The sequence below is a fragment of the Chromobacterium sp. CV08 genome (assembly GCF_051129845.1).
GTDB lineage: Bacteria > Pseudomonadota > Gammaproteobacteria > Burkholderiales > Chromobacteriaceae > Chromobacterium.
On sequence record NZ_CP150453.1, the window covers coordinates 1724977 to 1751045 of the forward strand.

The 26069-nt window shown below is 64.8% G+C and carries 25 protein-coding genes and 9 tRNA genes; 8 read left to right on the forward strand and 26 right to left on the reverse strand.

The window, feature by feature from the left end:
- Positions 1-109: 109 nt before the first annotated feature.
- The 8 genes from WNM05_RS08260 to WNM05_RS08295 all read right to left on the reverse strand — a co-directional run bounded on the left by WNM05_RS08260 (position 110) and on the right by WNM05_RS08295 (position 9017).
- Positions 110-1957 (reverse strand): helix-turn-helix domain-containing protein, encoded by a 1848-nt coding sequence (locus tag WNM05_RS08260; protein ID WP_434634084.1) that lies wholly within the window; start codon positions 1955-1957, stop codon positions 110-112.
- Positions 1958-2002: 45 nt separating this feature from the next.
- Positions 2003-2977, reverse strand: a complete 975-nt coding sequence (locus WNM05_RS08265; RefSeq protein ID WP_434634086.1) for a TniB family NTP-binding protein — start codon at positions 2975-2977, stop codon at positions 2003-2005.
- The gene (locus tag WNM05_RS08270) at positions 2970-4781 is read right to left on the reverse strand and encodes a Mu transposase C-terminal domain-containing protein (protein WP_434634088.1); all 1812 of its coding nucleotides are present in this window, start codon (positions 4779-4781) and stop codon (positions 2970-2972) included. Before WNM05_RS08270 ends, WNM05_RS08265 begins: the two co-directional genes overlap by 8 nt.
- A 2-nt stretch (positions 4782-4783) precedes the next feature.
- Entirely contained in the window at positions 4784-5455 is a 672-nt protein-coding gene (locus tag WNM05_RS08275; protein ID WP_434634091.1) for a TnsA endonuclease N-terminal domain-containing protein, read from the reverse strand.
- 722 nt (positions 5456-6177) lie between these two features.
- Positions 6178-6567 carry a peptide-methionine (R)-S-oxide reductase MsrB gene (gene msrB / locus WNM05_RS08280; RefSeq protein ID WP_434634094.1) on the reverse strand — a complete coding sequence of 130 codons (390 nt, stop codon included), beginning with the start codon at positions 6565-6567 and terminating at the stop codon, positions 6178-6180.
- A gap of 100 nt (positions 6568-6667) precedes the next feature.
- On the reverse strand, positions 6668-7312 hold the full coding sequence (locus tag WNM05_RS08285) for a histidine phosphatase family protein (protein ID WP_434634097.1): 645 nt from the start codon (positions 7310-7312) through the stop codon (positions 6668-6670).
- Positions 7313-7331: 19 nt separating this feature from the next.
- Positions 7332-8693, reverse strand: coding sequence for a deoxyguanosinetriphosphate triphosphohydrolase (locus WNM05_RS08290; protein ID WP_434634098.1), 1362 nt, complete (start codon positions 8691-8693; stop codon positions 7332-7334).
- Positions 8694-8789: 96 nt separating this feature from the next.
- On the reverse strand, positions 8790-9017 hold the full coding sequence (locus WNM05_RS08295; protein ID WP_434634100.1) for a glycine zipper 2TM domain-containing protein: 228 nt from the start codon (positions 9015-9017) through the stop codon (positions 8790-8792).
- 232 nt (positions 9018-9249) lie between these two features.
- Between WNM05_RS08295 and WNM05_RS08300 the strand changes: the two genes are divergently transcribed.
- The gene (locus tag WNM05_RS08300; RefSeq protein ID WP_434634101.1) at positions 9250-9819 is read left to right on the forward strand and encodes a lysophospholipid acyltransferase family protein; all 570 of its coding nucleotides are present in this window, start codon (positions 9250-9252) and stop codon (positions 9817-9819) included.
- A gap of 67 nt (positions 9820-9886) precedes the next feature.
- Here WNM05_RS08300 and WNM05_RS08305 read toward each other — a convergent pair whose 3' ends face one another.
- Together WNM05_RS08305 and WNM05_RS08310 are read right to left on the reverse strand one after the other, a co-directional pair.
- Positions 9887-10441 carry a DUF1415 domain-containing protein gene (locus WNM05_RS08305; RefSeq protein ID WP_434634102.1) on the reverse strand — a complete coding sequence of 185 codons (555 nt, stop codon included), beginning with the start codon at positions 10439-10441 and terminating at the stop codon, positions 9887-9889.
- A 99-nt stretch (positions 10442-10540) separates the two neighbouring features.
- Complete coding sequence (locus WNM05_RS08310; protein WP_043574695.1) at positions 10541-10744, reverse strand: cold-shock protein; 204 nt, start codon at positions 10742-10744, stop codon at positions 10541-10543.
- Positions 10745-11068: 324 nt separating this feature from the next.
- Between WNM05_RS08310 and WNM05_RS08315 the strand changes: the two genes are divergently transcribed.
- Complete coding sequence (locus WNM05_RS08315; RefSeq protein WP_434634104.1) at positions 11069-12175, forward strand: HD domain-containing phosphohydrolase; 1107 nt, start codon at positions 11069-11071, stop codon at positions 12173-12175.
- A 14-nt stretch (positions 12176-12189) separates the two neighbouring features.
- Here the strand turns inward: WNM05_RS08315 and WNM05_RS08320 are convergent, their stop codons facing one another.
- Entirely contained in the window at positions 12190-13035 is an 846-nt protein-coding gene (locus WNM05_RS08320) for a dienelactone hydrolase family protein (RefSeq protein WP_434634106.1), read from the reverse strand.
- A gap of 206 nt (positions 13036-13241) precedes the next feature.
- Here WNM05_RS08320 and WNM05_RS08325 point away from each other — a divergent pair, with 206 nt between their 5' ends.
- Positions 13242-14336 carry an HD-GYP domain-containing protein gene (locus WNM05_RS08325; protein WP_434634109.1) on the forward strand — a complete coding sequence of 365 codons (1095 nt, stop codon included), beginning with the start codon at positions 13242-13244 and terminating at the stop codon, positions 14334-14336.
- On the opposite strand, the gene WNM05_RS08330 is transcribed toward WNM05_RS08325, so the two are convergent.
- Genes WNM05_RS08330 through yjgA form a run of 4 tightly spaced genes read right to left on the reverse strand, consistent with a single transcriptional unit; the run spans position 14337 to position 17030 of the window.
- Positions 14337-14903 (reverse strand): hypothetical protein, encoded by a 567-nt coding sequence (locus tag WNM05_RS08330; protein ID WP_434634111.1) that lies wholly within the window; start codon positions 14901-14903, stop codon positions 14337-14339. It abuts the gene before it with no gap.
- Between the two features lie 53 nt (positions 14904-14956).
- On the reverse strand, positions 14957-15907 hold the full coding sequence (locus tag WNM05_RS08335; RefSeq protein ID WP_434634113.1) for a YheT family hydrolase: 951 nt from the start codon (positions 15905-15907) through the stop codon (positions 14957-14959).
- The gene (mog, locus tag WNM05_RS08340; protein WP_434634116.1) at positions 15904-16482 is read right to left on the reverse strand and encodes a molybdopterin adenylyltransferase; all 579 of its coding nucleotides are present in this window, start codon (positions 16480-16482) and stop codon (positions 15904-15906) included. Before mog ends, WNM05_RS08335 begins: the two co-directional genes overlap by 4 nt.
- The gene (gene yjgA / locus WNM05_RS08345; protein WP_434634118.1) at positions 16482-17030 is read right to left on the reverse strand and encodes a ribosome biogenesis factor YjgA; all 549 of its coding nucleotides are present in this window, start codon (positions 17028-17030) and stop codon (positions 16482-16484) included. Before yjgA ends, mog begins: the two co-directional genes overlap by 1 nt.
- 82 nt (positions 17031-17112) lie before the next feature.
- On the opposite strand from yjgA, the gene pmbA reads away from it, so the two are divergent.
- The 5 genes from pmbA to WNM05_RS08370 all read left to right on the forward strand — a co-directional run bounded on the left by pmbA (position 17113) and on the right by WNM05_RS08370 (position 21793).
- On the forward strand, positions 17113-18456 hold the full coding sequence (gene pmbA / locus WNM05_RS08350; RefSeq protein ID WP_434634121.1) for a metalloprotease PmbA: 1344 nt from the start codon (positions 17113-17115) through the stop codon (positions 18454-18456).
- Positions 18453-19100 (forward strand): DNA oxidative demethylase AlkB, encoded by a 648-nt coding sequence (alkB, locus tag WNM05_RS08355; protein ID WP_434634122.1) that lies wholly within the window; start codon positions 18453-18455, stop codon positions 19098-19100. The genes pmbA and alkB overlap by 4 nt, the downstream gene beginning before the upstream one ends.
- Before the next feature lie 2 nt (positions 19101-19102).
- Positions 19103-19996 (forward strand): DNA-3-methyladenine glycosylase family protein, encoded by an 894-nt coding sequence (locus WNM05_RS08360; RefSeq protein ID WP_434634124.1) that lies wholly within the window; start codon positions 19103-19105, stop codon positions 19994-19996.
- Between the two features lie 71 nt (positions 19997-20067).
- Positions 20068-21207, forward strand: coding sequence for a patatin-like phospholipase family protein (locus WNM05_RS08365; RefSeq protein WP_434634125.1), 1140 nt, complete (start codon positions 20068-20070; stop codon positions 21205-21207).
- Positions 21208-21307: 100 nt separating this feature from the next.
- A complete protein-coding gene (locus WNM05_RS08370) occupies positions 21308-21793 on the forward strand; it encodes a disulfide bond formation protein B (protein ID WP_434634126.1) in 486 nt (161 codons plus the stop codon).
- Positions 21794-21842: 49 nt separating this feature from the next.
- Here the strand turns inward: WNM05_RS08370 and WNM05_RS08375 are convergent, their stop codons facing one another.
- The 11 genes from WNM05_RS08375 to WNM05_RS08425 form a co-directional block, all read right to left on the reverse strand.
- A complete protein-coding gene (locus tag WNM05_RS08375; protein WP_434634127.1) occupies positions 21843-23468 on the reverse strand; it encodes a CHASE2 domain-containing protein in 1626 nt (541 codons plus the stop codon).
- Between the two features lie 56 nt (positions 23469-23524).
- Entirely contained in the window at positions 23525-25063 is a 1539-nt protein-coding gene (locus WNM05_RS08380) for a FecR family protein (protein ID WP_434634128.1), read from the reverse strand.
- A gap of 168 nt (positions 25064-25231) precedes the next feature.
- Positions 25232-25308, reverse strand: a tRNA-Asp gene (locus WNM05_RS08385).
- Positions 25309-25314: 6 nt separating this feature from the next.
- A tRNA-Val gene (locus tag WNM05_RS08390) sits at positions 25315-25391 on the reverse strand.
- Positions 25392-25423: 32 nt separating this feature from the next.
- A tRNA-Asp gene (locus tag WNM05_RS08395) sits at positions 25424-25500 on the reverse strand.
- Between the two features lie 7 nt (positions 25501-25507).
- Positions 25508-25584, reverse strand: a tRNA-Val gene (locus WNM05_RS08400).
- 33 nt (positions 25585-25617) lie between these two features.
- Positions 25618-25694 (reverse strand) — tRNA-Asp (locus tag WNM05_RS08405).
- A 14-nt stretch (positions 25695-25708) separates the two neighbouring features.
- Positions 25709-25784: transfer RNA gene (locus tag WNM05_RS08410), tRNA-Val, on the reverse strand.
- A 20-nt stretch (positions 25785-25804) separates the two neighbouring features.
- Positions 25805-25881 (reverse strand) — tRNA-Asp (locus WNM05_RS08415).
- A 13-nt stretch (positions 25882-25894) separates the two neighbouring features.
- A tRNA-Val gene (locus tag WNM05_RS08420) sits at positions 25895-25970 on the reverse strand.
- 20 nt (positions 25971-25990) lie between these two features.
- A tRNA-Asp gene (locus tag WNM05_RS08425) sits at positions 25991-26067 on the reverse strand.
- Positions 26068-26069 lie beyond the last annotated feature (2 nt).

A 26069-nucleotide genomic window follows, 5' to 3' on the forward strand; every position in this document is an offset into this window, starting at 1 on the left:
AAGACCATTGCCCACTTGAGTTGGGTTGGTCGAACTCGTGCAGCTGTGTGACTATGGAAAATTATGGTAATTCCATAATTATTGGTTTCCCATAATTTTCATAATCCGCTCAAGTCTGACTGGCTGCTACATCCGCGCGCCAAAACACATACTCGTCCCCGTCGTCCACCGTTGGTCCGCTGAGGGGGTGTAGTCCTTGTTTGATCAAGTGTCTGGCTGCCTTGCGCACGGGTTGACCGACCTTTTTCGCCAGGCGTTCTCCCCAGATATAGTCGTTGGTCAACCGTTCTAGCTCCTTGGCCTCCAAACCCAGCAGCATCCGCTTCTCATAACCATACTGCTGTTGGCTGGCGTGGGCATGGTCAATGTGAATCAGGTGATAGAGCAGGTTCACGTCCATCTGGATGGCTGCTGCGGCCTCCCTGACCGTAAAAAAACCGCGGGAGCGACGGTATTGCTCATGCCAGAGCGTGAACTGCTGTCGGGAAACCAGTAGCGCGCGGAGGCCATGGTCGGCCGGGGTGCGGCCTACAACCTCCAGCGAACCATCTTGCAGGGCGCGGATCACCGCCAAGAAGGGTTGGCTGCCTTGCATCCACCGCTTGGTGATTTCCCACACCGATAGCAGTTCTGGATTGTCCGGTTCTGAGCTGATCCGGCCATGGTTCAACTGCTCCAGGAAGGCGTTGATGGTTTCCAGCTGAAAGCACCACCGGGTGCGTTTCTTATCGTGAGGCAACGGCTGTAGCAGGCCGCTTTCGATCAGCAAACGGATCCGTTTTGGGGTGATGCGCAGCATGCGTTCCACCTCCGAAATTGTCAGCGTGCCATGCTCATTGCGGGCGTAGGCATCCAGCGAGCTTCGCTCCACCATCCAAGTGGCTTTCCCTTTAGCCGATGAGGATTGGCAGCCTTTGATGGTGCCGCTTTCGATCAGCTTGTGTACGGCGCCTCTTGAGAGATTGAGCTGTTCCGCTGCCTTGGCCAAGCTGATGATGGGATGGGCCTGGCGCAGGTCCTGCTGCAGGATCAGTTTGTCCGGCCAGCGTGCATGGACATAACGCTCGAATTCTTCCCGTACAAATAGCAGCTCTGGATGGATCAGCAGCCGGTAGAGAGCCTGGTGTATTTCCCGCAAGTACACCCGCAGCGATGCCGTGTTGCCGGATATGGGCAGCGTGTACTCCTCCAGCAATTGATGGAAACGTTGCGGCCAGTGCTGGGCGATCTGCATGGCCAACTGCAGATAGGGCTGAATGATTTCGATCCGGCCATGATCTGCTATTTTTTGTGGTCGGGTATTGGGCCGGTGCGAGGCATAGGCGCCAAAGAACCAGAGCAGGTCGCATAGCTGTGCCGGGTGTAGATGATCTAATTCCGGCGGCGTGGGAATGTTGCTGACAGCGAGGTCGGGCAGGCCGACCAGCGGCCGGATGGCCTGGGCAATCAGTTTGGCGAGTGCCAGCTCGGCTGCGGTGCCTGGGCGTGTGGCGGCATGGCGCAAGTCGGCGCCGCAGCTGCAAGTAAACATGGTGCCTTGATGCCAGCGGATGAGCTTGTCGCAGCCGGGGCATTTTTCTCGCAGCAGCAGACGATGAGTTGGGCAGGCTATTTGCAGGGTCAGCAGCCATTCCGTTTGCCAGATGCCGTGCTCGGCCAGACAGACGGGGCACCAGCGGCGGTGGTGGTGGTTCCAGTACGTCACCTTGAGCCCGAGTCGATGGTGACTGTGATGGCCCAGGCTGGCCGGCGCCGGGCCTGTCAGGCAAGCCAGGCTAGTCTGATCGTGGCCTGTTAGCCAGGTTAGATTCTGCCCGGCGGAGTCGTGCTTTTTGACGAATAACGGTAGCCAAGTCTGTCCGGGGTAGCCGTTGGCGTGTCCCAGACGTAGGCAATAGCCCAGCAGACTTTCACCCGCCTGCGGCTTGGGGCGGATCTGCAGTAGTGGGGAGGTCATGGTGTGTTCCGTTGGAGGATCGCCAGGGTGGCGATCCTCATGGGGTTACAACGCGGGGATGGCGGCTTTTGGAGCATTCCTCCGGGAGAACCGTGTCGGCTCGAATGGCTCGTCAGGCTGATTCAGGCGTCGGAAGACAAAGTTGGCATCGAAGGGATTCAGCTCAGGCGGGCTGTCTCGCCAGATATAGTTGGAGAAAGCCATAGCCAAGACGCTTTGGTCGAGATCTTGCTGCTCCTGTTCGATCAAACATTCCAATGCCCCCAGGATCACCTTGGAGAGATAGCCGAGCAGGCCATTGCTGGCATAGTGCAGGCGCTTGACGCAGTCCCACTCGGCGAGTCCCCAGATTGGGCGCCCCTGATTGATCTGCGTGTCCCAGGCATGGACAACGTCGCGGAACAAGGACTTGTCCTCGTTGCAGGAGAAACCGATCGGCGTCAGCGCCACGCGGGCGGCGAAGCGACGGCGCAACTGCTCGTTGGAGCGCAGGATCCACTCGCACTCTGGCAGGCCGGACAGTACCGTGGGAATGGCGATTTGATCGATCAGGGTCTTCAGCCACTCGGTGACCTCCTCGAAGGTTCTACGGCCGGCGTCGACGAAGTGATGGAACTCATCCAGCAGCAAGGCTTCGGTTTTACCGCCGCGGATTAGCTGCACGATCTGGTTGGTCTTCTCCGCGGTGCTGCCCCGGAGCTGAACGCCGGCCCCTAGCGCGATCAGAATGGCCTCTGCCAGACCGCGGATGGTGGGGTGGGCGGGCACTTGGACATAGACCACTGGGCGTATCGTCGCCTCCTCCGTTTCGTAGCTGGGGTGCTGTTTGGCAAAGCTGTGCAGCACAGAGGTCTTGCCTGTACCGGATGCGCCAACCAGCAGCAGATGCCTGGCCGCGGCGCCTTGGCGCGACAGGGCATGGCTGTGCGACAGCCTTTCCAGCGCTGTGCTGAATTGTGGATGCAGGATCTGGATCCGCTCCGCGCGTCTAAGATCGGCCAACGTGTAGCGCTCACTCATGGCCATCTCCTTCTAGATCGTGCGCGAGCACGGGCAACGTACTGGGCGGTGACCAGCTGTCTGTCGGGGGGAGTTCTGTGTCTTCTGAAATCGCAGGAGGCTGCTTGCCGGTGGTCATCACCTTGCTTGAGTGCGCGCCTTTGGCTCGCGCGGCGCGTTTGCGGTCGGCCAGTTTACGGCTTTGCAGCAATTGGCCGACCACCTCTTGCATGCGTACTTTGGCCCGAGCCAGCGATAGCGGATCGGCGGATGCCAGGCCTTCTTTGCGTAGCGCCGCCTGAATCAGCTTGTGCTGGTGCAGTTGCAGTCCTTCGGCGTAGTCCGGGGTGAGGCAAGGCACGGGCATGGCTTCTTTGGTCTGCGGGTGGAGGGCGAATATCGAACCCAGATTGTCCGGGTCGAAGCGGACCTGCACTTTTATGCGGTCGCCGAGTTGTTTGCGCCAAGGGAGCAGATCTTTGCAGTTGTAGCGCAGGCCATGTAGCTCGATGCCGGCATGGCCCAGTACCCGTTCAGCCTGCTTGGAGAGCACCAACCGCAAGCGCTCGGGATCGATGGTGCGAGGCGTGACAATTTCCGCCGCGCGCTGCCATGCGGTATACGGTGTCTGCTTCAGGCCTCGATGGTAAGTCTGGGAGTAGATGTCGATGATCCAGATGTGCAGAGCATGGACCAGCTCTGACAAGGTGACGATCGACTCCTTCAATGGGTCATAGCCATAGCGGTCGAACCAGTTGGCAAAGCTGGTGCCGGGCAACTGGTGGGCGAACTGTTCCGCCAGCGTCCGCAGTGATCGCTCGACCATGGGTTTGAACCACGGCGTGCGGGGCGGGCAGAACTGATAGTTGATGCCCAGTTCGAAAGTGGCGCGCAGCAGGTCCTGGGAGTGAAACTCCAATCCGTTGTCGACGACAGCAGTGGTGGGAATGCCATGGCATGGCCAGTCATGCTGGATGTCGGGATACCGCTCCTTCACATAGTCTTTGCTGCCGATGGCGTGCTGCAAGCAACGCAGCACCGCCTCGATGCTGGGTGGTGAGAACGACAAGTAGAAGCCCAGAATCATGCGGGTGTGGCAATCGATGATCACCGTGATGTACGGGCGCCCCAGCACCAGCATCGACTCCTCATCGATGACGAAGATGTTGAATGGTGTATGGTCAATTTCGACGCGTTCCAGCAGGTACATCGTGGCGGGCGTGATGCTGCTATGCCGGTACTTTTTGCGGGCGTACTCGCGTCCGTAGCGGGCAAGATCGACCTCATACTGGGGTTGATTGCGAACCAACCGTCGGAAGGTGTCGTAGCAGGGGACTTTGAGTTGTTTATCCGCAGGTGCTTGATCGTTGTGAGCAGCAATCTGGATAAGCAGCTTTTCATAGGTGACGCGGATGGATGGGCGCTTCAAGGTCAAATAGGTTGTTTGAATTGCGGCCTCTGCCAAGAGGAGCAACTCTCCTTCCATTCGTGGGCCTTTCCCTCCGCAACGGTCAAAATTGGGCACGAGCGCTAAGGGGTTGCCTCCGCTGTTCTGTAGGCGCGTATGCCATCGATATAGCGTACTGCTAGAGGGTGGGTTGCGATCCCCGATGCGTTGGGCAATGTCTTGGATGAACGCTTCCAGCTTATGTTTGGTGTAGCAAGGGCTACGCTGGGCATTGAAGGCGTCAGTATAGGCCAGCCGCCGTAAAGCCGCGGTTTGAGCAAGAGAGGAGTGGCTGTCGAATGGGCGCTGTTGAGCACTGGCCAGTGGTTCTTGGTCGGAAAGCCCTTTCGGGCTTTCCAGAATGATCTGGAGTGACATGATCATATCCTCCGGATCAAGGTACTGGGACGAAGCGGCTTGTAGAGGCTGACTGCAAGCCATTCCTGGCCAATGGCGGCATAGACCAGCCGGATATCTCCTGCTGCGCTACCGAGGGCTTCCAGTGAGGCGGGGCCCTCACTGAGGATTTGAAGCATTGCAGTCTTGGCTGTTAGTGGGATATGTCGATGACGCTGGCCTTCAACCAACCCAAGGTTGTGCAGTAAGACCTTGTCCCGCAGCGTTTTTTCGGTCACGACCGCGAAAAGCCCACCTGCGGATTCGATCAGTGGCGCGATCGCTTGGAAACGGCGTTGGTTCTCTGGGGTGTTGGCTTCTGCCTGATACTTGATCTCTACAACAGCGCGTCTACCGTCGCGTAGTTGCAACAAAAAATCTGGCGTATAGCTACGGGCCTCACCGTCGAGCTCATAGTCCAGAACGAACGGCTCCGGGATGATGAGCATGACCTCGGGCGCTAAGTTGTAAAGCCTGATCGCGTCGCGGGCTAGCCCGGATTCATAGGGGATGCAGCCATCAATCCCTTTGTTTGACGGGCTCACACCGCGATAGGAACCATTTCCGTGCTTGTGGAATGCATCACGGACAGGGTGAGTGGAATTAAGCAGTTTGCAAACTGCGGCAACTAAAACTTCATAGTTTCGACTGGTCATGTCGATCTCCTAAGATTTTTAGGACGCACGTTTCCATCTCGAGGCTCGAGACAGGGAAAAAAGACGTGCGGGGAGCTTGACCAGTGTGAGGTGTTCGACGATACTGAACCTGCCAAGGTTTTCAAAGTATCGTGCGGTTTCTCAGCACTGGCTAAGGGGGCACTTCTCTATGTGGGTGGTGTCCTTTTTGCTATTTGGCCATAGGTTTTCCTGTTACGTTTTCTCGTAATGTTCTCGTTGCATTTTCTCTAAATTCTAGCTGCTGACTGCTTGGTGTGACAGCAATTTCTCTACGTAACGTGCTGTTTTTTCGTGGGAACTATATTCTACGAAAAATTATGACATTAGAATTTTCGTGGTTGGGTAATAAGGCTAGCTCCGAGGATGAACTTAAGCCAATTTTTGTCGTGGATGCTTCTTCGGGTCCCGGGATTTTTATCCGAAGGAGATTTCGGATTTGCGAAGGGATAGCAGGTAATTTTCAATGAGTTACTGAGGTGTAAATCGGAGATCAGATATCGGGGGAATTGGCAGGCTTTGCTTTTTATTCTGCTGTTTCATTGAAATGAAAACACAGAACAGATGAAATCTATTCTGTGTTGTATTTTTGATACTATATGCGCAATAGCTTGCTAATGTAATTCTGGTTTGGAGTCGTCTGCGTTGGTTGCAATGTATTTTCGCTGAGATCTCAACAATACTCAGTCCCTACATGACCGGTCTTACTCCGCCTTGAAATCCAGGCACACCGAGTTGATGCAGTAGCGCTCGCCGGTCGGTTCCGGGCCGTCCGGGAACACGTGGCCGAGGTGGGCGTCGCAGTGGGAGCAGCGCACTTCGACGCGCACCATGCCGTGCGAGGTGTCGGTGATTCGGGCGATGTTTGCGCCGGCGGCTTCGGCCCAGAAGCTGGGCCAGCCGCAGCCGGCGTCGAACTTGGTGTCGCTGTGGAACAGCAGCGTGCCGCAGCAGACGCAGAAGTAGTCGCCCTGCCGGTTGTGGAAGTAGTGTTCGCCGCTGAACGGGCGCTCGGTGCCCGATTGACGGGCCACGCGGTATTGCTCCGGTGTCAGCTGGGCGCGCCATTCGGCGTCGGTTTTTTCTATGGTCATGACGGTTTTCCTGGTGTCGCCCGGTCCGGCGGACCGGGTGCTTGATCGTTGGTCGCCGCGCGGGCGATTCGCTTACCGGAGACTAACACGCCGTCCCGTCCTACTGGATTTCGTCCAGTGCGCTGCTCAGGTGCGATTCGTCCGCCCAGCGCCGCAGCGTCCAGTTGCCGTCCTGATGGTCCAGCCAGTTCAGCGCGGCGTTGGGGATGGGGAAGTCGCGCTTGTCGACCAGCGGCTTGCCGGTGGCGGCGCGGTACATGATGTCCAGCACGCCGCCGTGGGTGACCACCAGCACGCTCTGGTCCGGATGCAGCGCGGCGATGCTGGCCATGCCGTCCAGGATGCGGGCGCGGAAGCGGTGCAGGCTCTCGCCGCCGTCCAGATCATAGTCCGGGTCGCGCGTCTGGTGCAGGCGGTAGACTTCGGGGATGCGCTCCGCGGCCTCGGCGTAGCTCAGGCCCTGCAGCGCGCCCATATGGCGTTCGCGCAGCTGGGCGCTGTAGCGGGCGTCCAGCAGCAGCCGGGTCTGCAGCGGGGCCGCCGTCTGGCGGGTGCGGATCAGGTCGCTGACGTAGAGCGCGTCGAAGCGGTCGCGTCCAGGCTGGAAGGCATGGGCCAGTTGGCTGGCCTGTTCCAGGCCGGTGTGGTTCAGCGGGATGTCGGTGTGGCCTTGCAGCCGGTGTTCGCGGTTCCAGTCGGTTTCGCCATGGCGGACCAGGCAGAAACGGGTGACGGACAGGGTCATTGTCGCCTTTCGCTATCCATTACAGGATGCCGACGCCGGACAGTTCGCGCGCCAGGTTGGCGGCGTAGTTGTCGGTCATGGCGCCGACGAAGTCCAGGACCTGCATATAGGCCTGGTACAGGCTGTCGCCGGTTTGAATATGGCCTTCCAGCAGTCCCATCGCCAGGTGTTCGCGCGGCGTCAGCTCCTTGCTTTCCCGGGTGACGAAGGCGTGCACGGCCGGCACCAGCGCGTTCAGTATCGTGGCGATGCAGGGGTAGGAGGCCAGCTCGGTCACCAGTTTGGTGCGGTGGCGGTACACCTTGGTGCTGGCCAGCTCCTTCGCCCGCAGCAGCGCGTCCTGCACCGCCGGCTCGCACAGCGTGATCAGGTCCTTGGCCGGGAATTCGCCGCGCAGCAGCGATGGGTGGTGCATCATGAATTTCTCGGCCACCTCGGTCACGCAGCGGCCTATGGCCACGCCGCGCAGCGTGCCGCATTTCTGGCGGATGTCGTGCACGCCCCAGACGCGTTCGTGCTCGGAGAAGCCGGAGAACAGCGTCTCGAACTCCTTGAAGTCCAGAATGCCGATCTCGACCGCGTCTTCCAGATCCAGTATCGCGTAGCAGATGTCGTCGGCCGCCTCCATCAGATAGGACAGCGGATGGCGGCTCCATTGCAACGGCCCCTGGCGCAGCAGGCCCAGTTCCTCGGCCACCCGCTCGAAGTAGGGAAGCTCGGTGCGATACAGGTTGAACTTGTCGCGTTCGTAGGCTGGAGGCGCGTCGGCTGTCCACGGGTATTTGATCAGCGTGCCGAGCGCGGCCGAGGTCAGGCGCATGCCGCCCTCGCCGCTGTACATCTCCAGCGTCGCCAGCATCCTGAGGCCGTGGGCGTTGCCCTCGTAGGTCTGCACGTCGCGGATTTCGGCGTCGCTGAGCCCGGCCAGCCAGCGGGCGTTGCGTTCGTCGCGGAACCAGTCGCGCAACGCGTCCTCGCCGGTATGGCCGAACGGCGGGTTGCCTATGTCGTGCGCCAGGCAGGCCACCTGCACCACGGCGCCGATGTCGTGCGGCGTGTAGCCGGCCGGCAGCTGGCCGTCGTGCTCCAGCATCACGCCGACGCGGTTGCCCAGGCTGCGGCCGACGCTGGCCACCTCCACGCTGTGGGTCAGGCGATTGTGGGTGTGGTCGTGGCGCGCCAGCGGGTGCACCTGGGTCTTGCGGCCCAGACGGCGGAAGGCGCTGGAAAACACCACGCGGTCGTGGTCGATGTGAAAATCGGTGCGCAGCCCGGAACCGCCCTCCTGGGTGGCCGGCGTGCGGGTTTCCTTGACTTCGCCCTGGATGATCTTGAAGCGGCGGGTGGAGAGCAGGCTCTCCCAGTTCATGGACGCGGTCATGACATGGCCTGGTTGGGAAGGATGCCGACGATGATAGGGGCGGCCGCCGCAAAACAAAAGAGCCAGCGCTGGGCTGGCTCTGATGGGCGGCGGGACTTAGCGCTTGCCGGTCTGGTGGCCGATCACGCCGCCGACGGCCGCGCCGCCTATGGTGCCGATGGCGTCGCCGCCGGTCAGGACGGAGCCGAGCACCGCGCCGCCGACCGCGCCGATGGCGGTGTTCTGCTGACGATGGGACATATTGGCGCAACCGGACAACAAGGCGAGAGCGGCGAGTCCGGCGACGGCCAGCCTGCGGCTGGACTTGCTGGTATTCGTATTCATGTTCGGTCCTACGGGCATGTGTGGAACATAGGGCTTGGGCAAGGATCGATGGCGACAGTTCCGCTTGCTATGTTACCGATTGTTATGTTTGGCGCGGCCGGGGAGAATAAGCTTTACTGTTAATATTGTATTTAGTACATTCAGCGCTTTCCACGAGTTTGGCGCCAGCCCCGACCGCTGGGGCGCGCCGAGCGTCCGCGCGTGCGGGAACGGCGCTGTTGCCAGGGCCGCCATGCACTTCACCATTTTCGACACACCCATCATCCGCGACCTGTTCCGCTGCCTGTCCATCGTCTTGCTGAAATTGAGCGGCTGGAAGCTGAAGGGCGAATTCCCTTCGCTGGACAAGTACGTGATGATAGGCGCGCCGCATACCAGCAACTGGGATTTCCCTATCACGCTGGGCCTGTGCTTCGCCGCGCGCGCCAAGATTTACTGGATGGGCAAGCACACCTTGTTCAAGGGGCCGATGGGGCCGGTGATGCGCTGGCTGGGCGGCATCCCGGTGGTGCGTCACCAGAACAATTCTCTGGTGCAGCAGATGGTGACGCGATTCCAGGACAGCGAGCGGCTGGTGGTGGCGATTCCGCCGGAGGGCACGCGCAAGGCGGTGACGGAGTGGAAGACCGGTTTCTACCACATCGCCAGTGGGGCCGGCGTGCCGATCGCGCTGGCCTATCTGGACTATGGTCGCAAGGAAGGCGGTTTCGGCCCGATGTTCGAGCCGACCGGCGACATCGAGGCCGACATGCCGAGGATACGCGCCTTCTACGCCGACAAACGCGGCCGATACCCGCGCTGAACCGGACGGGGAGGCAAGAAAAAAGCGCAGCCGGCAGCTGCGCTTTTTTTACGCGTCCGGCGGTCCGTCATTCCGGCTTCGGCGCGAACATCGCCTTCCAGCCGGCCAGGCCCAGCTTCTGCAGCGTCTCGATATTGCGCTCGTAGATGGCCTCGGCCTCGGGGAACGCCTCCACCGCGCGGTCTATGCTGGCTTCGCGGATCAGGTGCAGCGTCGGGTACGGCGAACGGTTGGTATAGTTGTCGATGTCGTTGACGCCGGTGCCTTCGAACTGGAACTTCGGGTGGAAGCTCGCCACCTGGATCACGCCATCCAGTTCCAGTTCGTCGATCAGGGTGTCGGCGATGTCGAGGAATTCGTTGAAGTCGAGGAAGCGGGTCAGCGTGCCCGGATGCACCAGCAACGTGGTGTCGATCTCCTGCGGGTCGGTGTCGGCCAGCAGTTTCAATTCGATGGCCAGCTCCTTGGCCAGCTGTTGCGGGTCGGCGGCCTCGCTGATCTGGATGCGCACCTGATTCTTCACGTACACCGATTTGGCGAACGGGCACAGGTTGAGGCCGATCACGGCTTTCTCCACCCATTCGCGGGTGGCGGCGATCACGGTTTCATGGTTGTCGGACATTGGCGGCTTCGCTGGGAATGGGGCGGCGGCTCGGGGGCCGGAATGCAAAAAACCCGGACGAGTCCGGGTTTTCATCGTGTCGATGGTCTCGCTGGGAGATTACATCGGCTGGATGTTGGAGGCTTGCTTGCCTTTCGGGCCATCGACGATGTCGAAGCTCACGCGCTGGTTTTCAGCCAGGGTGCGGAAGCCTTTGGCGTTGATCTGGGAGAAGTGAGCAAAAACGTCGTCGCCGCCTTCGTCCGGGGTGATGAAGCCAAAACCTTTGGAGTCGTTAAACCACTTAACGGTACCGGTTGCCATTTTGTTAAATCCTCAAAACGAGCAGTTGAATAAAAGGCACGAAGATCAAGGGAAATGGCGACTGAGGTACGGCCTATGCCACTACGACAACTACACATCCACAACTTGAGCATCCTGCGGGAGGCATAGTGCCTCTAGTTGCGGCCCATGGCAAGCGTTTTCTGTAGGAATTGGCTGTTTTTACGAATCTTTAATACCTTTGGTCAGGACATTTACATTTCAGGGTCCGAAGACCGAATACGCGCGGGACGATGCGTCGACGGCGTGCGGACGACTGCGGGTTGCATATACTGTGAGCATGGACAGCCGACGGAGAACGCCATCATGGTTACGCAGCCGATAGTGCCGGAAATCATAGATTCGATGGGATTCCAGGATTTCCGCGACGCGATGTCCGATTATGCGCCGCAGCTCGAACAGCTGGTATGCCATATGGGCGACGGTGGCGGCGATACCGAGAAGGTCGCCCAGCTGTTCCGCATCCTGCACAGCATCAAGGGCGACGCCAGCCTGTGCCAGGTGTTTTTCGTCGAGCCGTACGCCCATGCGCTGGAGACGTTGCTGGATAGGATCCGCAAGAAGGAGCTGCGCTACCAGGAAGTGATAGGCGATGTGCTGCTCTTGGTGCTGGACCGGCTGGTGCTGGTGCTGGACGCGCTGGCCTACGGCGAGCCGCTGGACGATCTGCAGCTGGACTCGCTGCGGACGGCGCTGGAGAAGCTGCCGGAGCTGCCGGCCGACGAGGTGCCGGCGGCCTGTGCGCGGCTGGTGGCGAGGATGATGGGCACGTCGACGGCGCCGCCGGCGCCGTCCGTCGGCTCGGCCCAGGGCCTGGGCGGGCACCGCTTCGCCGACCTGCAGTTCTTCCGCTCGCTGGCGATGCAGCTCGAGTACCGGCTGCCGGGCTTCGGCGGCCGCACCGAGCGCAATCTGGCGCTGGCGCTGGACATCAACCGGCTGGCGGAGCGGCCGGTCAACGTCGATCAGCTGGCCGCCGCGGTGTATATGCACGATATCGGCATGATGCTGCTGCCGGAGGCGCTGTGGCTGCGCGCCGGCCGGCTGGGCGACGAGGAGCGGCGCCAGATGGCCGCGCATCCCGGCTGGGCCGGCGGGCTGCTGGCGCGGATGCCGGGCTGGGAGGAGGCCGCGCGCATGGTGTTGCAGCATCACGAGGCGCAGGACGGCAGCGGCTATCCGGACGGCCTGCGCAGCGAGGCGATCTGCGACGGCGCCTGCGTGCTGGCGCTGGTCGACGCTTTCGAGGCGGTGACGCTGAAGCACGCGCAGCAGGGGCAGCGTCGCTCGATGCTGCGCGCGGTGGCGGAACTTAACGCTTCGGAGCGCCAGTTCCATCCGGAATGGCTGCAGCTGTTCAACCAGGTGGCGCGGGCCAGGCTTGAGGTGAGGGAAATGGTGGGCGGCCGTTGAAGGGCCGCCTGCGCTCAGCGCGCGCCGTGGCGGGCGAACCAGTCCAGCATCTTCTGCCAGGCGTCGACGGCGTCGCGCGCGTTGTAGCCCGGACGATAGTCGGCATTGAAGCCGTGGCCGGCGTCCGGATAGATCAGGATGTCGTCGTCGCCGCCGGCCTTCTGCAGCGCCGCCTTCATCTTTTCCAGCGAGGCCAGCGGAATGCTCTGGTCCTGCGCGCCGTACAGGCCCAGCACCGGCACCGTCAGCTCGGCGGCGATGTCCAGCGGGTGGCGGGGCGTGATGGCGTTGACCGGGCCCTCCACCTTGCCGTACCAGGCGGCGGCGGCCTTCAGCTGCCGGTTGCGGGCGGCGTACAGCCAGGTCTGGCGGCCGCCCCAGCAGAAGCCGGTGACGGCGGCGCGCGCGAGGTCGGCGCCATGGGCGCCGGCCCAGCGCCAGGTGGCGTCGAGGTCGTCCTGCACCTCGCTGTCCGGCACCTTGGACACCAGGTCGCGGATCAGGGTGTCGATGTCGGCGATCCTGGCCGGGTCGCCGTGGCGGAAATAAAGCTCGGGCGCCACCGCCAGATAGCCTTGCTTGGCCAGCCGGCGGCACAGGTCGCGGATGTGCTCGTGCACGCCGAAGATTTCCTGGATCACGATCACCAGCGGCAGCGGGCCATCGGCCTTGGCCGGCCTGGCGTAGTAGCCGGGCATCGCGCCGTTGCCGGTGTCGATCGCGGGCGTGCCGGTTTCGAGCGACTGGCTGTCGGTGATGATGGTGCCGGCTGCAATGGGCTGCACGGCGAGGGCGAAGCCGATGCTGCCGGCGCCGGCCAGGAAATGGCGGCGGTTCATCGCTGGGCTGCTGTCGGACATGTCGGGGCTCTCCAAGTGGTTGGGGCGCGGCCTGGTGGCGGGCGCCATCTGTGCAATACTTGAATGAATCGCGAAGGCTGCGATAAGCGAGATTGAAAGATTTGCCGGTATTCCGCCGGCGCAACCTCGGCTAGTGAAATATGACGGATTCGTCTCCAAAGGTAAAACTGCCGCGCAATTTTCTACGGCCGGGCCAGCGGACGCCGGTGGACGTCTATGCCAAGAACGGCGTGTTGCTGTTGCGCAAGGGCCACTACGTGCTGACCGAGGATCAGCGCGACCGCCTGGCGCGGCTGGGGCACGGCGAAAGCGGCGAGGTGGAGGCCAGGCTGGAGCGCGAGCGGCTGGAGCGCGCGGCGCAGCGGGAAAAGGAGGCGGCGCAGCAGCGGAACAGCGCGAATCCGCTGCAGGAAATGGCCTTTCTGCTGCGGCGGGCCGAGGGCGTGCTGCAGCACGGCCTGGCGGTGCGCGATCTGCAGGCCAGCCTGCTGGACATGGTCGAGGCCCTGCTGGCCTTGAGCCGGCGCCATCCGGACGGTGTGCTGGCCAGCGTCTTCCTGCTGCCGTACCAGGACATAGGCAGCGCGCAGAGCGTCCACGTGGCGGCGGTGCTGGCGGTGCTGGGGCGCCGGCTCGCGCTGGCCGACGCCGAGCTGCGGCCTATGCTGGGCGCGGCCCTGAGCATGAATCTGGCGATTTCCGGCCTGTTGAACCAGCTGGCGACCCAGAGCGGGCCTATGGATCTGGCGCAGCAGGAGGCGATGTTCGCGCACCCGGCGCTGGGCTCGGCGATGCTGCGCGAGGCCGGCGTGCTGGACGAGCACTGGCACCTGCTGGTGCAGCAGCAGCACGAGCAGCTGGACGGCAGCGGCTACCCGCTGGGCTTGGCCGGCGACGAGATCGACGCCGACGCGCTGTTGCTGCAGATGGTGGACCTGGTGTGCGGCTGCGTGCACCAGCCGCAGCCGCAGTTGCCGGCGCTGGTGCTGGGCAGCCTGTTCCGCGGCGAGTTGGGGCATTTCCCGCCGCAGCACGTGTCGCTGCTGGTGAAGGAGATGGGCATCTATCCGCCGGGCAGCTTCGTACGGCTGGCCAGCAACGAGGTGGCGGTGGTCACCCACCGCGGCGACAAGGCCAATACGCCGAAGGTGGCGGCCTTGCGCAAGCTGGATGGACCGCCTTACGCCGATCCGCTGTTGCGCGACAGCCGCCAGTCGGCCTTCCAGGTGCAGGAGGCGGTGGCGGCGACGACGGCGGCGATCAAACCCGCCTATCTGTACAAGCTGTGGTACAAGCCCTGATCAACGGGCGACCGGCGCCGCCAGCGGGCGGACCTTGACCCGGCTCAGATCCTCTATCTTCCAGACCCGGCGCATATGGCCGAAATCGCGGCCTTGTTCGTTGCCCAGCCTGACTTCCGGCAGGAAGGACATTTCCACCAGCACCTGGCCGAGATAGACGGTTTCTCCGGCGTCCAGATGGAAGGGCGCGTTCAGCGGGAACTGCCGCATCCGCAGATCGGGCCCGAACACGCCGTCGTCGCTCCAGTGGCCCCAGGCGCCGGAGACGCGGTAGTCGCCCGGCGGCAGCGTCATCAGCACCAGCTTGCCCTCCACCGGCGACATGCCTTCCTCGCCGAACACGGTGTCGGTGATCAGGCTGGCGGCGTCCCGCGCGACGACGCGGCCGGAGGCGTCGCTGACGGCGAGGCCTATGGTGGCGCGGTCGGGGTCGAAGGCCTTGCCGACCAGCGAGACGATGGCGTAGGCCTGGCCCGGCGGCGGCGTCAGCGAGCCGTTGAGGCGGCCGGCCATCGTGGTGCAGCCGGCCAGCAGGGCCAGGCAGCAGGCGAAGAGCAGATTGCGCATGGCGCTTCCTTGTCGTCGTTTTCGACAGTGTACGCCGCTAGCGGCGCGCGCGCTCAGGGCGCCAGGTGGGGGGAGAGGAAGGCCAGCAGCCGTTGGGGCAGCCAGTCTATCCGGCCCGGGAACGGGCCGGTGGCGAAGCCGACATGGCCGCCGTCGCTTGGGAAGTCCAGCGTCACCGCCGCCGACACCTGGCCGGCGTCGGGCAGCGCGCTTTCGGGCAGGAAGGGATCGTTGCGGGCGTTCAGCAGCAGCGTCGGCCGGACGATCTGGCCGAGCCGGGGCTTGCTGCTGGCCCGGGTCCAGTAGTCGAGCGCGGTGCCGAAGCCGTGCAGCGGCGCGGTGACCAGATCGTCGAATTCCACGAAGGTGCGGGCGCGGCGCAGCCGGGCGGCATCGAACAGGCCGGGATGCCGCTGCAGCGAGGCCATCGCCTTCGGCTTCAGCGTGTCCATGAACATCCGGGTGTACAAGAGCTTGCCCAGGCCGCGGTCCAGCCGGGTGCTGGCGGCGACGAGGTCCAGCGGCGCGGATACCGCGGCGGCGGCCAGCGGCAGGGCGGCCGCGCCGTCTTCCGCCAGGTAGTTCAACAGCATGCTGCCGCCCAGCGACACGCCGACGGCGGCGATGGCGGCGAAACGGCCGGACAGCCGCTGCAGTATCCAGCGCACCTCGGCCGCGTCGCCGGCGTGATAGGCGCGCGGCAGCGGATTGTCGACGCCGCCGCAGCCGCGGAAGTGCGACACCGCGCCGTTCCAGCCGCGCGCCGCCACCGCCCGCATCAGCGCCTTGGCGTAGTGGCTGGCGCTGCTGCCCTCCAGGCCGTGGAACAACAGTACCAGCGGCGCGTCGGCGCGGCCGTCGACGAAGTCGAGCGCGATGCGGGCGCCGTCCGGCGTGTCCCACAGCTCGCGGCGGTAGGCCGGCGGGTCCACCTTGACGGCCAGCGCCGGCCAGATGGTCTGCGCGTGGCCGCCGCGCAGCCAGCGCGGGGCGCGGTAGCTCATGGCGTCGGCTTGACGGCGGATTTCGGGCGGAAGGCCTTGACCACCGCCTCGTCGGTTTCGATATAGGGCGCGCCTATCAGGTCCAGGCAATAGGGCACGGCGGCGAAGATGCCGGGCGTCTCGACCTTGCCGTCGGCGCCGCGCAGGCCCTCCAGCGTTTCCTGTATCGCCTTGGGCTGGCCCGGCAGGTTCAGGATCAGGCTCTGCTTGCGGATCACGCCGACCTGGCGGGACAGGATGGCGGTGGGGACGAAGCGCAGGCTGATCTGGCGCATCTGCTCGCCGAAGCCGGGCATCACGCGGTCGGCCACCGCCAGCGTCGCGTCCGGCGTGACGTCGCGCGGCGCCGGGCCGGTGCCGCCGGTGGTCAGCACCAGCTGGCAGCCGTCCTCGTCGACCAGCGCCTTGAGCGCCGCCTCTATGCCGGGCTGCTCGTCCCGGATCAGCCTGTCCACCGTCTCGAACGGCGTCGTGACGGCGCGGGCCAGCCAGTCGCGCAGCGCCGGCAGGCCCTTGTCCTCATAGACGCCTTGGCTCGCGCGGTCGGAAATCGAAACCAGGCCTATCTTCAGCATCACTCGTCGTCCTCTTCCTCGTCCTTTTGCCAGATGCGCGGCTTGCCCGGCTCGGGGATCTGTTCCTTGATCAGCTGGTACAGCTGGCGATAGGACTTCGGCGGCTTGTTGTCCTGCTTTTCCTTGCGCGACTGGCGCACCAGCGAATGCAGCTGCTTGGGGTCGGTCTCCGGGAAGCTCTGCAGGAACAGCGGCTGGTTGGCGTCGTCGGCCATCAGCTTCTCGCGCCAGCGTTCCAGCAGCTTCTGCCAGGCGATGTGCTCGGAGGATTCGCCCTTGAGTATCTGCAGATACTGCTGGATGGGCTCGGGGTCGACATTGCGCATCAGCTTGCCGATGTACTGCAGCTGACGGCGGATGGCGCCGTGGGCGGTCAGGCGCTTGTATTCCAGCAGCGCGGACAACAGATCCTCCGGCAGCGCCATTTTCTTCAGCGTATCCTTGGACAGCTCGACCAGTTCGCTACCCAGATCCTGCAGCGCGTCCATGTCGCGCTTGCGCTGGGACTTGCTGACGAAACCATCGTCGTCGTTCTGGTGGTCGGTCATTGTTGCTAGGTCTCACTCGGTTTTCAAGGCTGGTATGATACCGGAAAAGGCCGCCGGCCGTTTCCACGTTCCGAAAGATACTATGGCAGATAAGACATTCAGTTTCAGTCCCGACACCCTGGACGGCGTCGCCGCCCGAGTGCTTGAGCTGGCGCGTCAGCAAGGCGCCAGCGCCGCCGAGGCCGATGTTTCCGAGGGCGTAGGCCAGACCGTCAGCGTGCGCCTGTCCGAGGTGGAGACCATAGAGTACAACCAGGACAAGGGCGTCAGCGTCACCGTGTATCTGGGGCGGCGCAAAGGCCACGCCAACACCTCCGACTTCTCCGACGAGGCGCTGTCCGACACCGTGCGCGCCGCGCTGGACATCGCGCGCTACACCGCCGAGGACGACTGCGCTGGCCTGGCCGATCCGCAACTGCTGGCCGACGACCTGCCCGACCTCGACCTGTTCCATCCGTGGCAGCTGCCGGTGGAGGAGGCGATAGCGCTGGCGCGCCGCTGCGAGGACGCGGCGCGCGCGGTCGACGCCCGCATCCGCAATTCCGAGGGCGCCAGCGTGTCGGTGCAGGCCAACCAGTTCGTCTACGCCAATAGCAACGGCTTCAGCGGCGGCTTCGCCAGCAGCCGCCACAGCCTGTCGGCGGCGGTCGTGGCCGAGGCCGACGGCGCGATGCAGCGCGACTACTGGTATACCGCCGCCCGCCACCGCGACGATCTGCTCCCGGTGGAGGAGGTCGGCCGCCTGGCCGGCGAGCGCGCGGTGAGGCGGCTGGGTTCGCGCCGCGTCAAGACCGGCCAGTACCCGGTGTTGTTCGAGGCCCCGGTGGCGATGTCGCTGCTGGGCCATCTGACCGCCGCCATCAGCGGCGGCAGCCTGTACCGCAAGTCGTCCTTCCTGCTCGACTCGCTGGGCAAGCCGGTGATGGCCCCGCTGGTGACGATAGACGAGGATCCGCTGCTGCTGCGCGGCCTGGCCAGCAGCGCCTTCGACAACGAGGGGGTCGCGACGCAGTCGCGCCGCCTGGTCGACGGCGGCGTGCTGCAGGGCTATCTGCTCGGCAGCTATTCGGCGCGCAAGCTGGGCATGCAGACCACCGGCAATGCCGGCGGCGCGCACAATCTGGTCGTGCATTCGACCGGCGAGAGCCTGGCCGAGCTGCTGGCGCAGATGGGCACCGGCCTGCTGGTGACCGAGCTGCTGGGCCAGGGCGTCAACACCGTCACCGGCGACTACTCGCGCGGCGCGGCCGGCTTCTGGATCGAGAACGGCGTGATCGCCTATCCGGTAGAGGAAATCACCGTCGCCGGCAATCTGCGCGACATGTTCCGCAATATCGAGGCCATCGGCAGCGATGTGCTGGACCGCGGCGGCCGCCGCATGGGTTCGGTGCTGATCGGCTCCATGATGGTGGCCGGCGGCGAGTGAGCGGCAGCCTGTTCGCGCCGGACGACGGCCCCTGGGCCGAGCGGCTGGCGGCCGGCACCGTGCTGCTGCACGGCTGGGCCTGCGCCGACGCCGAGCGCCTGCTCGCGGCGGTGGACGAAGTGGCGCGGCGCTCGCCGCCGCGCGGCATGGCCACGCCGGGCGGCCAGGCGATGTCGGTGACGACCACCAGCTGCGGCGACTGGGGCTGGGTGTCCGACCGCCGCGGCTACCGCTATTCCGCCGTCGACCCCGACAGCGGCCAGCCGTGGCCGGCGATGCCGGCCGCCTTGCGCGCGCTGGCGCGGGACGCGGCGGAGGCGGCCGGCTTTCCCGGCTTCGATCCCGACGCCTGCCTGATCAACTGCTATCTGCCCGGCGCCCGGATGGGCCTGCACCAGGACAAGGACGAGCGCGATTTCTCCGCGCCCATCGTGTCGGTGTCGCTGGGCCTGCCGGCGGTCTTCCTGCTCGGCGGTTCGCGCCGCGCCGATCCGGCCGCCGCGATGCTGTTGCAGCACGGCGACGTGCTGGTGTGGGGCGGTCCGGACCGGATGCGCTTCCATGGCGTGAAGCCGGTCAAGCCGGGCGAACATCCGTTGCTGGGCGGGCGCCGCGTCAATCTCACTTTCCGCAAGGCCCGCTGATCATGTCCGTCCTTCATTGCACCATCGATCTGCCGGCCGGATTCCGGCCGCAGGACATCCTGGCCTTTCATCGCCGCGACGGCGAGCGGCTGGCCGAGCAGGTGGACGACGACGGCCTGAGGAAGGGCTTGTTGTGGCGCGGCCTGCCGGCCTGTCTCGACCTGCGCTTCCGCCCCGGCCGCGCCGTGCTGCGGCTGGAGGTGGACGGCGCCGCCGGGGAGGCCGGCGAGCTGGAGGGCATGGGCCGGCGCATGCTGGGCCTGAACCAGCCGGTGGACGCGTTCGAGAGCCGGTATCGCGGCCATCCGGCGCTAGGGGGCCTGATCGCCGCGCGCGCCGGCCTCAGGGTGCCGCAGACCGCCACGCCGTTCGAGGCGCTGGCCTGGGCGATCACCGGCCAGCAGATCAGCGTGGCGGCGGCCGTGACGATACGGCGGCGCATGCTCGTGCTTTGCGACTGTCGCCATTCCTCCGGCCTGCTGTGCCATCCGGACGCGGCGAGGCTGGCGGCCTTGACGGCCGATCAGCTGGGCGAGGCGGGCTTCTCGCGCGCCAAGAGCCGGGCGCTGCTGGCGCTGAGCCATGGGGCGGCCGACGGTTCGCTGCCGCTGGACGGCTGGCTGGACGGCGCGGCGGCACAGGACATTTCCGAAAGACTGCTGGCGGTGCCCGGCATCGGACCGTGGACGGTCAGCTACGCGCTGCTGCGCGGCTACGGCTGGCTGGACGGCTCGCTGCACGGCGACGTGGCGGTGCGCAAGGCGCTGGGCATGGTGCTGGGCATGGCCGACAAGCCCGATCAACGGCAGGCGGAGGCCTGGCTGAGCGCGTTTTCGCCATGGCGCGCGCTGGTGGCCGCCCATTTGTGGGCGCTGCTGCAGGCTGGAGGCTTCTGACGCTTGCCGTCCCTTCGTCTTTTTGACTATGCCTAAATAGAACTGAACAAGGCGATAAGAAAGAGACGAGCATGGGCAGACCCAGCAGGATCGGTTTGGTGTTGTCGGGCGGGGGGGCCCGCGCCGCCTACCAGGTGGGGGTGTTGCTGGGCATCGCCCGATTATTGCCGGACCCCAGGCACAATCCCTTTCCCATCATCTGCGGCACCTCGGCCGGGGCGATCAACGCGGTGGCGCTGGCTTCCGGCGCCGACAACTACCAGCTGGCTGTGAACTCGCTGGCGCGGGTGTGGAAGCAGCTGCACATCCGCGACGTGTACGACGTCAGCTTCGGCTATTTCGCCAAGACCTTCCTGCACTTCGGCATTTCGCTGCTGAGCGCCGGTCACGCCTGGCCCAATCCGCAGAGCTTCCTCGACAACGCGCCGCTGCGCGAGACGCTGGGCCGCTCGATGCCGTTCGACGCGATCGAGCCGGCGATAGAATGCGGCGCGCTGCAGGCGCTGGCGCTGACCGCGTCCTGCTACACCACCGGCATGTCGGTGACCTTCTTCCAGGGGCAGGACGGCTTGGAGGAGTGGACGCGCTATCAGCGGCTGGGCATACGCGAGCGGATCGGCCTCGACCATCTGATGGCCACCGCGGCGATCCCGTTGATCTTTCCATCGGTGCGGATAGGCGAGAAGTTCTACTGCGACGGCGCGGTGCGCCAGCTGTCGCCGCTGTCGCCGGCCTTGCATCTGGGCGCGGAAAAGCTGTTCGTGGTCGGGCTGGCCAGCCAGCGGCCCGACACGATAGAGCGGCGCAGTAGCGGCGCCTATCCGATGCCGGCGCAGATCTTCGGCCATCTGCTTAACAGCGTGTTCATCGACAGCATGGCGGTGGACATGGAGCGGCTCAGCCGCATCAACCACACCGTTTCCTTGCTGCAGAGCAGCGAGGAGCTGGCCAGCCGGACCCAGCTGAAAAAGGTGGAAATCTTCCAGCTCAATCCCAGCAAGTCGCTGGAAGGCATCGTCTACCGCCACACCCGATTGTTCCCGCCGATACTGCGCTTCATCATGAAGGGCACCGGCGCCACCCGGCAGCGCGGCACCGCGCTGGCCACCTATCTGCTGTTCGAGCCCGACTACTGCCGCGAACTGATCGCGCTGGGCTACCGCGACACCTTGCAGCAGAAGGACGCGATCCGGGCGTTTCTGGAACTTTGACATTTTTTGAACTTTGCCTGCGTACTAAAATCTCAGCTTTTTCGTTTACACTGCGTTCACGCAGCAGACAACCAGAAAGCCTAGGGGGATGGGTTTTAGTATGACGAACAGACAGGGACTTTTCCTGGTGGCGGCCGCCTGCGCCGCCGCCATCGCATTCGCGCTGTACGCGCAATACCAGTTGGGGCAGGAGCCTTGCCCGCTCTGCATACTGCAGCGCATCGGCGTGATGGCTGTCGGCGTCATCGCCTTGCTGGCCGCGCTGCATAATCCGGGACGCGCAGGCGCGCGCGTCTGGGGCGGCCTGCTTGTGCTGGCGGCATTGGCCGGCGGCGGCGTGTCGCTGCGCCAGTTGTGGCTGCAGAGCCTGCCGGCCGACCAGGTGCCGCAGTGCGGACCGGGCCTGGAGTTCCTGATGGAGTCGTTCCCGCTGTGGGATGTGCTGTCCAAGGTGCTGAAGGGCAGCGGCGAGTGCGCCGAGATCCAGGGCCGCTTCCTCGGCATGACGATGCCGTTCTGGGTGGCGGTCTTCTTCGCCGGCGTCATCGTCTGGACGCTGTGGCTGGTGTCGCGCCGCCGCCGCTGAGCGGGCCCGCTCCGTTTACGCGAACCGCCGTCGTCAGCCGGCGGTTTTTTTATGCCCTGAGTTCGGGCGCGCGCGCCGCGCACACCCGGTTGCGGCCCTGGTCCTTGGCCAGGTACAGCGCGTGGTCGGCGTCCTCGAACAGGCTGCGCGGCGTGTCGGCCAACGGCGGCCGGGCCGCGACGCCTATGCTGCAGCTGACCTTGCCGTGAGGGCTGGCGGCGTGCGGCAGCTCCAGGCCGGCAAGATGGCGGCAGAAGCGCTCGGCGGCCGCCATGGCCGCCTCCGGCGAGCAGTTTTCCAGCAGGACGCCGAATTCCTCGCCGCCCAGCCTGGCCACCGTCTCGCCCTTGCGGTCGAAGCAGTGGCGCAGCGCGTCGGCGGTGCGCCGCAGCACGTCGTCGCCGGCGTAATGGCCGTAGCGGTCGTTGTAGCCCTTGAAGTTGTCGAGGTCGATGATCATCAGGGCCAGCGGCCGACGGCGTCGTTGGTGCGCGGCCAGCACGGAGGCGAAGGTTTCGTCGAAGCTTCGGCGGTTGGCGAGACCGGTCAGGCCGTCGGTCATCGCCAGCGCGTGCAGCCGCGTCTGGCCGGCGGCGAAGCGCAAGGCCCCGGCCATCATCAACAGCAGCGCCGCGACGCTGCCGCCCAGCCAGACATGCCCGAAGTAGAGCGTCAGCGCCGAGGCGCAGGGAATGGCCAGCGCGGCGGCGGCATAGCTGCCCAGCAGCCGGTACGGCGCGGTCTGGCGCGACAGGCGCCAGTCGGCCAGCAACAGAACCAGGGCGCCGAGCACGGCCTTCCACGGCGCTTCCAGCGGCGTGACGCGCAGGCCTTCCAGCAGGCCGTGCAGCAGGAAGGCGTTGATCTCCACGCCGGACATGCCGCGGTTGTTGGCGGAGATCGGCGTCAGATGGCTGTCGCCGAGGCCGGTGGCGGTGGCGCCGATCAGCACGATGCGGCCGGCGAAACTGTCGGACGACAAGTGGTTCAGCGCGTCGGAATACGAGACCAGCTGGTAGGGGCGCTCGCCGCCGGAGAACGGCACCATCGCCGCTTTGGCGCGTACCCAGGGCTGGCCTGGCGTGGCCGGCGGCGGGATGTCGCGCCGGCAGCCGTCGGCGAGAGCGGCGACGGCGCCGGCGAAGCTAGGATAGCGGGGCGCGCCCAGGCCGGCCTGCAGATAGACGCGGCGTATGATGCCGTCGTCGTCCTGTTCGAAGTCGGTGTGGCCCAGGCCCGCCATGTTCCGGGCCAGCTGCGGCAGCGGTCGCGTTTCCACCAGCCGCTTGCCTTGCAGTTCGGGAAACACCGGACCGATGACCCGGCCGTTGCGGCGAATGGCCTGCGCCAGGTGCTGGTCGGCCTCCGGCTGCGCCGACGGTTCGGCGATGGCGATGTTCAGGCCGACCGCGCGGGCGCGGTGCAGCTTGTCGAGCAACTGCGCATGGTAGGCGCGCGGCCACGGCCAGCGGCCGAGTTCGGCCAGGCTTTTCTCGTCGATGGCGATCACGGTGACGCCGATATGGTCGCCGTGATCGAAGTTGCCGCGGGTGAGGCCATCGTACAGCCAGAAATCCAGCCGGCTCAGCAATTGGCTGCTGATCAGCAGTAAGCCCAGCAGGGCCAGCAGCAGCGAAGCGAGCTGGCCGGCTCTGGGCAGTCGGGGGGCATGCATTCAACGTTGTCCGGATTACGTCCGCGCGCCGATTGTGACGGCGCCGGAGGCCGAGTTCATGGCAAGGTCAGCGACGGATATTGTTCTTCGGCGTGGTAGCCATCGTTGTCGTCGACGTGGATGGTGACGGCAAACCGGCCTCGCGGCAAGTCGCGCAGCAGCCACAGCGGTTGAGCGGAGGCGAGGCGGAACGTCGTGGCGGCCGGCGCTTCCAGCGGCGCCAGTTGCAGCGTGTAGCGCAGGGCGGGTAGCGGATAGCGGCGGCCGGCGAGCGCGGCGGGGCGAATGTCCGGCACCGTCATCCAGCCGGTCACGTCCAGCCGCTGGACGTCGCCGTAGGGACCGAGCCGGCCGTCGGGGCCGACCGAGGCCGCGCGCCAGTACCAGACGCCCTGGCCCGGCAGCGTCAGTTGCCACTGCGGATGCGCCAGCCGGCCGTCGTACAGCGGCTGGCGGAAGTCGGCGTCGCGGGCCACCTGCAGCCAGGCGGGGTGCTCGGCGTCGGCGGTACTCCGCACCGTCAGCACGGCGCCGCGCTGCTCCGGCCCGGAGACGATCAGCAACGGCGGCGGCGGATAGGCGAGCAGCTGTAGCGGGCGGTGGCTGTCGAAGCCTTCCAGGCCGGCGGCATTGACGGCGCGGATGCTCAGCTGGTAGTCGCCGTTTTCCGGCAATAAGGGATAGAACGAAGGCGCGGCGCCGGTCCGTTCCTGAATCAGGGCGCCGTCGCCAAGCCGGTTCAGGGCCAGGTGGTAGCCGGTTTCGCCTGCGCCGGCCCGCCAGCGCAGCGGCGGCGGATTGAAGTCGTAGCGCGGCGCCAGGCCGTCCAGACGCGGCGCTTCCGGCAGCGCTTCCGGCTGGCCGCCGTCGGACTTGCCGCGCCTGCCGAAACCGGCCGGCACGTCGACCTCCTGCCCTCCGCCTTGCACATGGACTTTGCCGCGCAGCACTTCGGCGGCGGTGTCGTCGGCGGCGGTGCTGCGGACGCGGAACTCGGTGCCTCGGACGGTGGTGACGGCGGACGGGGTTTGGATGCTGTAGCGGCTAGGCATCAGCAGATTGGGTATGACCGAGCTGCCCGTGCTGCCCTGGTCCAGCCGGTTTTGCGAGCGGATCGCGCCGGTGCTGGGGTAGTAGGCCTGGTTTTCCAGCGTCAAGGTGGTATTGGCGTTCAGCACCAGCAGCGAGCCGTCGCGAAAGCGCAGGCGCAGCATGGAGTCGCGGCCGGTGCTGAAGCGGGTGCCGCTGGCATAGCGCTGGCCTCGGATCAGGTCGAGCGCGGCGCCGTTGCGGCCCTGCGCCGTCACCTGGCCGGACATTTCGTCCAGCGTGGCGGCGGCGGCATCCTGTTTGACCCAGGCGTAGGGGATGTTCAGCACGCTGCCGGACGATAGTCGGTATGGGTTGGCGATATGGTTCTGCGCCTGCAGTTGGGGCACGTAGCCGGGGGAAAGCAGGTGCTGCGAGGCGACCGACCACAGCGTGTCGCCGGCTCGTACCCGATATTGCCAGATGGCGGAGTCTGCGGCGGGGGCGGTGCCGGCCAGTATGGGCGGGGAGGCGAGGCAGGCCGCCAGCAGCATTGCCTTATTCATTGTGTAATCTCTTGATATGCAATGTATAAAGTCAGACAGTATCAATGCCAACGGCAATTTTGGCAAATTTACCGCATATGATTGCGAATGCCGTGCATGATGAGCGGAATGCATGCCTTGCCAGGATCGGAATGCAAAAAAGCAGCCCGCGGGCTGCTTTTTCGTCATTGGCGGAGTGGACGGGACTCGAACCCGCGACCCCCGGCGTGACAGGCCGGTATTCTAACCAACTGAACTACCACTCCGTTTTCTGGTGGGCGGTACTGGACTCGAACCAGCGACCCCTGCCGTGTGAAGGCAGTGCTCTACCAACTGAGACTAACCGCCCGAAAGCTTAAAACTGGCACTGCTTTATAACGTTGGCGGAGTGGACGGGACTCGAACCCGCGACCCCCGGCGTGACAGGCCGGTATTCTAACCAACTGAACTACCACTCCGTTTTTCTGGTGGGCGGTACTGGACTCGAACCAGCGACCCCTGCCGTGTGAAGGCAGTGCTCTACCAACTGAGACTAACCGCCCGAAAGCTTAAAAACTGGCGCTGCTTTATAACGTTGGCGGAGTGGACGGGACTCGAACCCGCGACCCCCGGCGTGACAGGCCGGTATTCTAACCAACTGAACTACCACTCCAAACCGTAACCTTCTGGTGGGCGTTGACGGAGTCGAACCGCCGACATTCTGCTTGTAAGGCAGACGCTCTACCAACTGAGCTAAACGCCCACGATGCTGCTTTGTCTTGTTGGCGGAGTGGACGGGACTCGAACCCGCGACCCCCGGCGTGACAGGCCGGTATTCTAACCAACTGAACTACCACTCCAAACCGTAAACCCTGGTGGGCGTTGACGGAGTCGAACCGCCGACATTCTGCTTGTAAGGCAGACGCTCTACCAACTGAGCTAAACGCCCTTCGATACTGCTTGTCTCGTTGGCGGAGTGGACGGGACTCGAACCCGCGACCCCCGGCGTGACAGGCCGGTATTCTAACCAACTGAACTACCACTCCAA